We start from the raw sequence: 8,132 nt of genomic DNA, 5'->3' as shown, positions 1-8,132 counted from the left end.
GCGCCATCGTCACACCCCAGAAACCTCATGCCCTCTGCTTTCTATCCCAGCGGCCCGGCCACAGCAATTTTTCGAAGTGCCCAAAAGTATACTGCCAAATCTCTCTTGCCGCTTTTCCAGATGCGTCCTGCGCTCTTCCTCGGTCGCGTCGTCCTTCAGCGGTTCCCAGTCAGGCTCGGGGTAATCCTGTGGCGGGATGGCGTTGGAGTTCCCGCGCACATAGGCGCAGAGGATTTCCATCACCCGCACATGATCGCGGCCCTTGTCATAGCGGGTGCTGTCCTGTGCGATGCGTTCCAGCGACAGGATCGCGCCGATGCGGACCTCGATGTTGGGTTCTGTGGTTTCCTGCGACTGGCCATCGACCAGTTTCTTGACCGTCTTTTCCGCCCCCAACTGTTCCACTGCCTTGTTTATCCGGTCGGTGATGTGGCCCTCTTTCTGGAAATCGACGGTGCGCTGTCTCAGCACCGTGCCCCAGATCACGAAGGGGGCGCCCAGCAGGGCGGCGATCAGCGCGCCTGCGCCGAGGCTGCCGGGGCCGGTCAGGATGCTGCCCGCGCCGGTCAGTAACCCCCAGACCTGCCACAGGGTCGCGCAGAAGATCGCCAGCCAGAGCGGCAGCAGCACCCAGCCGAAGGCGATGAGCCACGACAGCGGGGTGCGCGAGGTCTTGCGATCCTGCTCGGACAGAGTAAGCCAGACCAGTCCTGTCGCCGCCGCCAGACCGATGGCGGACAGGATCACCCACAATCCCCGCTCGGTCAGTGGCAGTGTTATCGTGATCTGATCCATCCGGCGCACCCATACCTACCCGTCCGCAACCTTTGCGGGATCGGGGGGCGGATGCAAGGCCGCAGCCTGCCATGCCCCCCAGCCCCGACCTCTCGCCACGAAGGGGAGGGGAGGCGTGCGGGGCGGGTGCTATGCGCGGGAAGGGGCGGCGGTGGTTTGCCCTTGGGCGCGGCGTGGCGGCAGGGCGCTGCGGGCTGACACGCCCGTTGCGCTTGATCCCGTGCCGCGCTAGGGAAGCCGCAAAGCCATCCGAGGAGACGCCATGCGCCTGACCCGTTATTTCCTGCCGGTTCTCAAAGAAAACCCCGCCGAGGCGCAGATCGTGTCGCACCGGCTGATGCTGCGCGCGGGGATGATGAAGCAGGCCACCTCGGGCATCTATTCCTGGCTGCCGCTGGGCTTCAAGGTGCTGCGCAAGCTGGAAAACATCGTGCACGAGGAACAGATGCGCGCGGGCCATCACCCGATGCTGATGCCGACGCTGCAATCGGCGGACCTGTGGCGCGAAAGCGGGCGCTATGACGACTACGGGCAGGAGATGCTGCGCATCACCGACCGGCACGGGCGCGACATGCTGTATGGCCCCACCAACGAAGAGCTGATCACCGACATCTTCCGCGCGCATGTGGCGTCCTACAAGGACCTGCCGCTGACGCTGTATCACATCCAGTGGAAGTTCCGCGACGAGATCCGCCCGCGCTTTGGCGTGATGCGGGGGCGCGAGTTCCTGATGAAGGACGGGTACAATTTCGACCTGACCAAGGAGGACGCGCTGCACGCCTACAACCGCCATCTGGTGTCCTATCTGCGCACCTATGAGCGGATGGGCCTGCAGGCGATCCCGATGCGCGCCGACAGTGGGCCGATCGGGGGCGATGACACGCATGAGTTCCTGGTGCTGGCGGAAACGGGCGAGTCGGAGGTGTTCTATGACGCCGAGATCACCGAGCTGAAATTCGGTGACCGCGAGATTGATTACAGCGACTGCGCGCAGTGTCAGGCGGTGCTGGAGGAGTTCACCAGCCGCTATGCCCGCACGGATGAAACCCATGACGCGGCGCTGTTCGACGCCATCCCCGAGGATCGCCGGCGCGTCGCGCGTGGCATCGAGGTGGGGCAGATTTTCTATTTCGGCACCAAGTATTCCGAGCCGATGGGGGCCACGGTGCAGGGCCCGGACGGCAAGCCGGTGCCGGTGCACATGGGCAGCCACGGGATTGGGGTCAGTCGTCTGGTGGGAGCTATCATCGAGGCCAGCCATGACGAGCGCGGCATCATCTGGCCCGAAGGTGTCACGCCGTTCCATGTGGGGATCGTGAACCTCAAGGTGGGGGATGCGGAGGCCGATGCGGCGTCCGAGGAACTCTATGCCGCGCTGACGGCAAAGGGGCTGGAGCCGCTCTATGACGACACGGACGAGCGGGCGGGCGGCAAGTTCGCCACGATGGATCTGATCGGCCTGCCGTGGCGCATCACGGTGGGTCCGCGCGGGCTGAAGAACGGGGTGGTCGAGCTGACCAGCCGCCGCACCGGCGAGAGCGAGGAGCTGAGCCCCGACGCGGCGGTGGACCGTCTGGTGCAGATCTATGCGCCGCATATGGTGCGCGGGCTGTAACGCCCGCGACTGCGCGCCGGATGACGCCGCGGCCGTGATCTGCTAGACGGTGGGTATGGTGCGACCTGTGCTGACTGCCTTGCTGGTCCTGCTGGCCTTGCCCGGCCAGAGCCGTGCCGCCGATCCGGTGGCGGCGTTTGCGCACTGGGCGACCGGGCAGGGGGCGGACGGCGGCGCGATTGCCGTCTTGCGGGAGGGCGCGCCGATGGCGTCACAGGATGCCACGACCGCGCGCGATCTGGCGTCGAACTCCAAGGCGATCACCGCGCTGTGCGTGCTGACGCTGGTGGACGAGGGGCGGCTGGACTGGGACATGACGATCGCGCAGGCCCTGGACCGGGACGCGCCGGATGCGACGCTGGCGCAGCTTGTGACCCACAGCGCGGGCATCGCGCCGGATGGCACTCAATTGCGCATGCGACTGTGGCTGAACGAGGAAACGCCGCGCCACGGGCATGTCACCGATATCGTGCTGGACCGCCGCAAGCAGCGCGGCACTGTCGGCACGTTCCAGTATAACAACGAGAATTACGCCCTGCTGGGCGCGATCATCGCGCATAGCACCGGCCAGCCCTACGAGGCGGCCTGCACCGCGCGGGTGCTGGAGCCTGCCGGGGTCAGCGGGGCGCTGTCGCCGCGCTTTGCCGCGTTCGGCGGATGGGGCGGCTGGCGCATGTCGATGGAGGATCACGCGCGGCTGCTGTGGCACTGGTTCGGTCCGCAAGGCCGGGTCGGGGCCGACCCGCTGGCGCTGCCGGTGGCCGCGCGCGCGGACGGGTCGTGGTACGGGCTGGGCATGGGGTACCGCGACACGGACGCGGGGATGCAGATGAGCCATGCCGGGGCGCTGTCCTTTTTGTTGGGGCCGAAAACCGGCGCTTATGCGGTGGTGTTCCCCGACGGGGTCACGGTCGCAACCGCCTATGACGAACCGGTGGCCAGCGTCAGCGCCTTTCGCGCGCTTGATCAGGCCCTGTCCGAGGCGCTATCGTCGCGATGAGCAGTCAAGAGGAACGCCCATGATCCTGCGCGCCATCGCTTTGGTCGGGGGGCTGGCAGGTGCCATGGGCCTGTCACAGTTTCCCGAATATTCCCAACAGTATAGCCAGCGTCTGGGCGGGGCTGTGGACGAGCTGTCGCGCGTGGTGTCCGATTTCGACGCCTCGGCGCAGGCGGTGGGGCTGACGCGCGAGGCGGCGCTGGAACAGATGGCGGGCACCGCGTTTCTGGACCGTCGCCGCGCCGACATGGCCCGGACGTTTGACCGCCATGCGCGGCTGTCGGCCGATCTGGCGGCGCTGCGCGGGGCGGGGCCGTTCATGCGCGCCTATCATGCTGCGCGCCTGACCGATGCCGAGATAGCCGCCCGCGCCTGGGGCGATTACCGCCCCGCGCTGCCGCTGACTTTTGCCGGGGTGGTGTTTGCCGGGCTGGGGTTTCTGGCGGGTGCGATGATGCTGTCGGGGCTGTGGCGCATGCTGTGCTGGCCGTTTCGCGGCAGGTCCATGGGTGCAAAGGGATTGTCGCGCTTAGGGTAAGGTATTGTTTCGTAATGCGGTCTTGTGCCTTGGCACAGATTTCTGACAAATTGTGGCAAAATAATGGCGCAGTTTGGCATCGCCTTTCCGCGCAGATCCGGGGCAACCCGGAGCCAAGAAAGGACAGTTGCGCCGATGTTGTTTGCCCATTGCGATTACCCCGATGCTGCCCTTGCCGATGCGCTGCACGTGTCCGAAAACCTGAATGGCCGGGTGGTGATCCCGCACAGCTCGCGCGACTATGGCACGGTCGTCGTGATGCATCACGCCAACACGCGCTGCGTGCCTGATATCTTCTATCGCCACACCGACGAGGGCGATCTGCGCCTGTGCCTGCCCGAGGGCGAGGTGGTTCTGCTGGGCGTGCGCGATCCGTCGCAGGTCTGCATGGTGCTGGCGGCGCATTGAACGCCGGACCGGACGGGTCACATCGGCGTCACATCGCGTAAACTCCCCTGTGCGTGGCTTGACCCTGCCGCGCCTACGCCGCAAGGTCGCGCTGAATTTCGCCCAAGGAACCTTGCCCCGTGACGCAGCCGCGCCTTTCGCAGACCGCGCCCTTTGCCGCCTTTGAGTGGATGATTGCCTGGCGCTATCTGCGTGCCCGGCGGGCCGAGGGCGGGGTCAGCGCGATGACCTGGATCAGCCTGATCGGTATCACGCTGGCGGTGTTCGCGCTGATCGCCACATTGGCTGTGCGCTCGGGGTTCCGGGCCGAGTTTGTCGACACGATCCTGGGCGCGAACGCGCATGTGACGGTCTACAGCATGGGGCAGGTCGACGCCGAGACCGGGGTTCTGGACCGCACGCTGGGTGACTATGAGGCGATGGCCGAGCGCGTCGCGCAGGTGCCGGGCGTGATCCGTGTGGCCCCCCTGATCAAGGGGCAGGTCATGGCCAACAGCCGCAGCCGCAATGCCGGGGTCGAGGTGTTCGGCATCGCGCCCGAGGATCTGGCCTCGATCCCGCGGGTGGGGCAGGGCGAGGGCCATCAGGGCAGTGTCGGGGACTTCAGCGAGGGCATCGCGATCGGATCGGGCGTGGCGCGTGAACTGGGTGTTTCGCTGGGTGACACGGTGCGGATCATCAGCCCGGACGGGGTGAAAACCCCCTTTGGCACCAAGCCACGGGTCAATGCCTATCCGGTCACCTATATCTTTACCGCCGGGCGCTATGACATCGACCGCACCCGCGTCTACATGCCGTTTACCGAGGCGCAGGTTTTCTTTAACCGCGAGGGGGTGGCGGACGAGCTTGAGGTGATGGTGCAGGATCCCGACAGGGTCGATGCCATGGCTCTGCCGCTGGTTGAGGCGGCGGGGGATCGCGCGCAGGTCTGGACATGGCGCGATGCCTCGGGCGGGTTTCTGAGCGCGCTTGAGATCGAGGACCGGGTGATGTTCGTGATCCTGTCGATCCTTGTGCTGATCGCCACGATGAACATTGTCTCGGGGCTGATCATGCTGGTCAAGAACAAGGGTCGCGACATCGGCATCCTGCGCACCATGGGCCTGACCGAGGGGTCGGTTCTGCGCATTTTCTTCATCTGCGGGGCGTTCACCGGCATGATCGGCACGGCGCTGGGGGTGATCCTCGGCTGTCTGTTCGCGCTCTATATCGACCCGATTTTCGCCATGGTGAACGGTCTGTCGGGCGGCAACGCCTGGGACCCGTCCATTCGCGGCATCTATTACCTGCCCGCCAAGCTGGAACTGGGTGACGTGCTGTCGGCGGTGGCGCTGTCGCTGGGGCTGTCCTTTGTCGTCACCATATTTCCCGCCCGCCGCGCGGCGCGGATGAACCCGGTCGAGGCGCTGCGCTATGAGTGATCCCGTGCTGGCGCTGGAGGGCGTGACCAAGACCTACAACAAGGGAAAGCCCAACGCGGTCGAGGTGCTGCGCGGGGTGTCGTGCACCGTCGCGCGGGGCGAGGTCGTGGCGCTGGTGGCGCCATCCGGTGCGGGCAAGTCCACGCTGCTGCATATCGCGGGGCTGCTGGACACGCCCGATGCGGGATCGGTGCGGATCGGCGGGGATGACATGGTGGGCCTGTCGGACCGGCGGCGCACCATCGTGCGGCGCAACGATGTCGGGTTCGTCTATCAGTTCCACCACCTGTTGCCCGAGTTCAGCGCGCTGGAAAACATCGTTCTGCCGCAACTGGCGCGCGGCGTGCCGCGGTCCGAGGCGCGGCTGCGCGCGCTGGACCTGATGGCGCGCGTAGGGGTCGAAGACCGGGCCGGTCATCGCCCCGCCACCATGTCGGGCGGCGAGCAGCAGCGCGTGGCGTTCTGCCGGGCGCTGGCCAATGGCCCGCGCCTGTTGCTGGCGGATGAGCCGACCGGCAACCTGGACCCAGAAACCTCGGACACGGTGTTTGATACGCTGATGGATCTGGTGCGGGCCACCGGCCTGTCGTGCCTGATCGCCACGCATAACATGGCGCTGGCCGCGCGGATGGACCGGGTGCTGCGGATGGATACGGGCACGCTGAGCGACGGCTGAGGCGCTGCCCGGAAACAGATTGTTTCCGGGCCGGCGTGACGCAAATTCTCCCCAATTCTGCGATAACAGGCTGGAAACCCAGTGGAAAAAGGCGTGTTGGGATGTCCGGCTTGGAATGGTTGGTCCTGTTTGCCATCGGTCTGCCTGTTGCCCTGATCGCGACGGACAGCCCCGGCTATGACGATGATGCCTTCGAAGAGCGCGCAGATGCGGACCGTTTGGCCGAGGATGCCTATACTGTCGAAACCGGCAAGGCGCAGATGGCCGAGTTTCTGGCCGCCGAGGACGACGACGCCGTGATTGCTGCCTTCGCAGGCGTCGACATGCTGGAGGGCGGGGCCGCGATTGATCTGACGCCGGACGCGGCCAGCCACGATGCGCCGGCGGGTGGCGACACCACCACGGTCGAGGGGTTTGACGCCGCCGAGGACGTGCTGGTCGTGCCGGTGCCCGAGGGCGAAGCACCAACGCTGGTCAGTCAGAGCGTGCAGGATGACACCCTGACCGTGACATTCAGCAACGGCAGCAGCGTCGTGCTGCCCGGCGTGACCGCGCCGATCAGCCCCGACAGCGTGGTGTTCGTCGACGCCTGACCTCAGGTCTTTTGGGTCAGGAACACACCTGCCGCCATCAGCGCGATGCCGCCCACGCGCGTCAGGCTGACCGGGCTGATGCGTGCGCCGAACAGGCCGAAATGGTCGATCAGCGCGGCGCTGACAAGCTGGCCCAGCAAGACGAAGAACACGGCATTGCCCACCCCGAAATGCGGCGCGATGAAGGTGATCGACAGGATGTAGAAAGCCACCAGCAGACCCGCCAGCATCAGATAGCGCGGCGTGCTGGCGAGCGCCAGAATGGGGCGCGGGCCGGTCAGCATCAGCACCACAAGGCTGGTCACCAGCGCCACGCAGAACAGCACCACGGCGGCGGCCACAGGCGATCCAAGCCGGGTGCCAAGCTGTGCATTCAGTGCTGCGAGAACGGGGATGCCGATGCCGGCGGCCAGCATGGTAAGCGCATAGAAATGAGTGGGTTGCATGGGGATGCTCTTGTTTGGGTTGAAGGGCGCAAGTGACGTCGCGGTGCGGTTTCGCCTAGGACAAACACCAAAACCTGCCGCGCCGCATCACGGCTTGAAGAATGTGGCGCTGGCCTGCGCGATCAGCTTGTCATCCGGTTCGGCCAGCAGATCGGCGCGGGCAAAGATCAGCGCCTTGCCCGCCCGCTCGACCCGCGCGACGCAGCGCACGCGGCTGCCCTTGCCGGGGCGCAGGAACTGCGTGTCCAGATTTGTGGTCGCCACCGGCACAGGCGCGCCCAGATGGCCGAAGCAGGCAAACACCATCGCCGTATCGGCCAGCGTGGCCAGCGCCTGACCGCTGACGATGCCGCCGATGCGCGCGATCTGATCGGTGATCGGGATCGACAGGGTGGCGGACCCTTCGGGCGTGATCGCCTCGACCTTGATGTCCAGTGCGCGGACCCAGGGTGCAAAGCCGGTGGTCAGGATGGTTTCGGCCTCGGCCAGCGATATTGTCATGAACTTGTCCCTAGTCGTTTCGGCGTCGTTTCGGGCGCACAATGGCGCGGCGCGCGCGGCTTGTCACCCATGATCCAGATCAAGGCATCAGCGGCGGTGGGGTGCGACACTCTGGCAACGAGCAGAGCAGGAGAGGCAG

10 protein-coding genes are annotated in these 8,132 nt (G+C 66.1%); 7 read left to right on the top strand and 3 right to left on the bottom strand.

The features are described from left to right. Positions 1 to 9: 9 nt before the first annotated feature. Positions 10 to 795 (bottom strand): hypothetical protein, encoded by a 786-nt coding sequence (locus ACFTOW_RS07150; protein WP_379914375.1) that lies wholly within the window; start codon positions 793 to 795, stop codon positions 10 to 12. 262 nt (positions 796 to 1,057) lie between these two features. Here ACFTOW_RS07150 and proS point away from each other — a divergent pair, with 262 nt between their 5' ends. From proS to ACFTOW_RS07115, 7 genes are all read left to right on the top strand, one after another. After that, a complete protein-coding gene (proS, locus tag ACFTOW_RS07145) occupies positions 1,058 to 2,410 on the top strand; it encodes a proline--tRNA ligase (protein WP_379914374.1) in 1,353 nt (450 codons plus the stop codon). A gap of 55 nt (positions 2,411 to 2,465) precedes the next feature. After that, positions 2,466 to 3,410: a serine hydrolase domain-containing protein gene (locus tag ACFTOW_RS07140; protein WP_379914373.1), complete on the top strand. Its 945-nt coding sequence runs from the start codon at positions 2,466 to 2,468 to the stop codon at positions 3,408 to 3,410. A gap of 19 nt (positions 3,411 to 3,429) precedes the next feature. Continuing rightward, positions 3,430 to 3,948: a DUF2937 family protein gene (locus tag ACFTOW_RS07135; RefSeq protein ID WP_379914372.1), complete on the top strand. Its 519-nt coding sequence runs from the start codon at positions 3,430 to 3,432 to the stop codon at positions 3,946 to 3,948. A gap of 135 nt (positions 3,949 to 4,083) precedes the next feature. Beyond that, entirely contained in the window at positions 4,084 to 4,356 is a 273-nt protein-coding gene (locus ACFTOW_RS07130) for a hypothetical protein (protein ID WP_379914371.1), read from the top strand. A gap of 170 nt (positions 4,357 to 4,526) precedes the next feature. Then, positions 4,527 to 5,777 (top strand): lipoprotein-releasing ABC transporter permease subunit, encoded by a 1,251-nt coding sequence (locus ACFTOW_RS07125; RefSeq protein WP_379914378.1) that lies wholly within the window; start codon positions 4,527 to 4,529, stop codon positions 5,775 to 5,777. After that, complete coding sequence (locus ACFTOW_RS07120) at positions 5,770 to 6,453, top strand: ABC transporter ATP-binding protein (RefSeq protein ID WP_379914370.1); 684 nt, start codon at positions 5,770 to 5,772, stop codon at positions 6,451 to 6,453. Before ACFTOW_RS07125 ends, ACFTOW_RS07120 begins: the two co-directional genes overlap by 8 nt. A 101-nt stretch (positions 6,454 to 6,554) precedes the next feature. Further along, on the top strand, positions 6,555 to 7,046 hold the full coding sequence (locus ACFTOW_RS07115; RefSeq protein WP_379914369.1) for a hypothetical protein: 492 nt from the start codon (positions 6,555 to 6,557) through the stop codon (positions 7,044 to 7,046). A 2-nt stretch (positions 7,047 to 7,048) separates the two neighbouring features. Here the strand turns inward: ACFTOW_RS07115 and ACFTOW_RS07110 are convergent, their stop codons facing one another. Further along, entirely contained in the window at positions 7,049 to 7,492 is a 444-nt protein-coding gene (locus ACFTOW_RS07110) for a DMT family transporter (protein WP_379914368.1), read from the bottom strand. 87 nt (positions 7,493 to 7,579) lie between these two features. Continuing rightward, entirely contained in the window at positions 7,580 to 7,993 is a 414-nt protein-coding gene (locus ACFTOW_RS07105; protein WP_379914367.1) for a PaaI family thioesterase, read from the bottom strand. Between the last annotated feature and the right edge of the window lie 139 nt (positions 7,994 to 8,132).

The organism is Lacimonas salitolerans, from assembly GCF_042677865.1.
Lineage (GTDB): Bacteria > Pseudomonadota > Alphaproteobacteria > Rhodobacterales > Rhodobacteraceae > Lutimaribacter > Lutimaribacter salitolerans.
This window is presented reverse-complemented; position numbering and strand designations above follow the sequence as displayed.

Bases quoted from the DNA above. Each gene is read 5' to 3' on its own strand.
- ACFTOW_RS07150 (WP_379914375.1), bottom strand. From the start codon at position 795: ATGGATCAGATCACGATAACACTGCCACTGACCGAGCGGGGATTGTGG.
- proS (WP_379914374.1), top strand. From the start codon at position 1,058: ATGCGCCTGACCCGTTATTTCCTGCCGGTTCTCAAAGAAAACCCCGCC.
- ACFTOW_RS07140 (WP_379914373.1), top strand. From the start codon at position 2,466: ATGGTGCGACCTGTGCTGACTGCCTTGCTGGTCCTGCTGGCCTTGCCC.
- ACFTOW_RS07135 (WP_379914372.1), top strand. From the start codon at position 3,430: ATGATCCTGCGCGCCATCGCTTTGGTCGGGGGGCTGGCAGGTGCCATG.
- ACFTOW_RS07130 (WP_379914371.1), top strand. From the start codon at position 4,084: ATGTTGTTTGCCCATTGCGATTACCCCGATGCTGCCCTTGCCGATGCG.
- ACFTOW_RS07125 (WP_379914378.1), top strand. From the start codon at position 4,527: ATGATTGCCTGGCGCTATCTGCGTGCCCGGCGGGCCGAGGGCGGGGTC.
- ACFTOW_RS07120 (WP_379914370.1), top strand. From the start codon at position 5,770: ATGAGTGATCCCGTGCTGGCGCTGGAGGGCGTGACCAAGACCTACAAC.
- ACFTOW_RS07115 (WP_379914369.1), top strand. From the start codon at position 6,555: ATGTCCGGCTTGGAATGGTTGGTCCTGTTTGCCATCGGTCTGCCTGTT.
- ACFTOW_RS07110 (WP_379914368.1), bottom strand. From the start codon at position 7,492: ATGCAACCCACTCATTTCTATGCGCTTACCATGCTGGCCGCCGGCATC.
- ACFTOW_RS07105 (WP_379914367.1), bottom strand. From the start codon at position 7,993: ATGACAATATCGCTGGCCGAGGCCGAAACCATCCTGACCACCGGCTTT.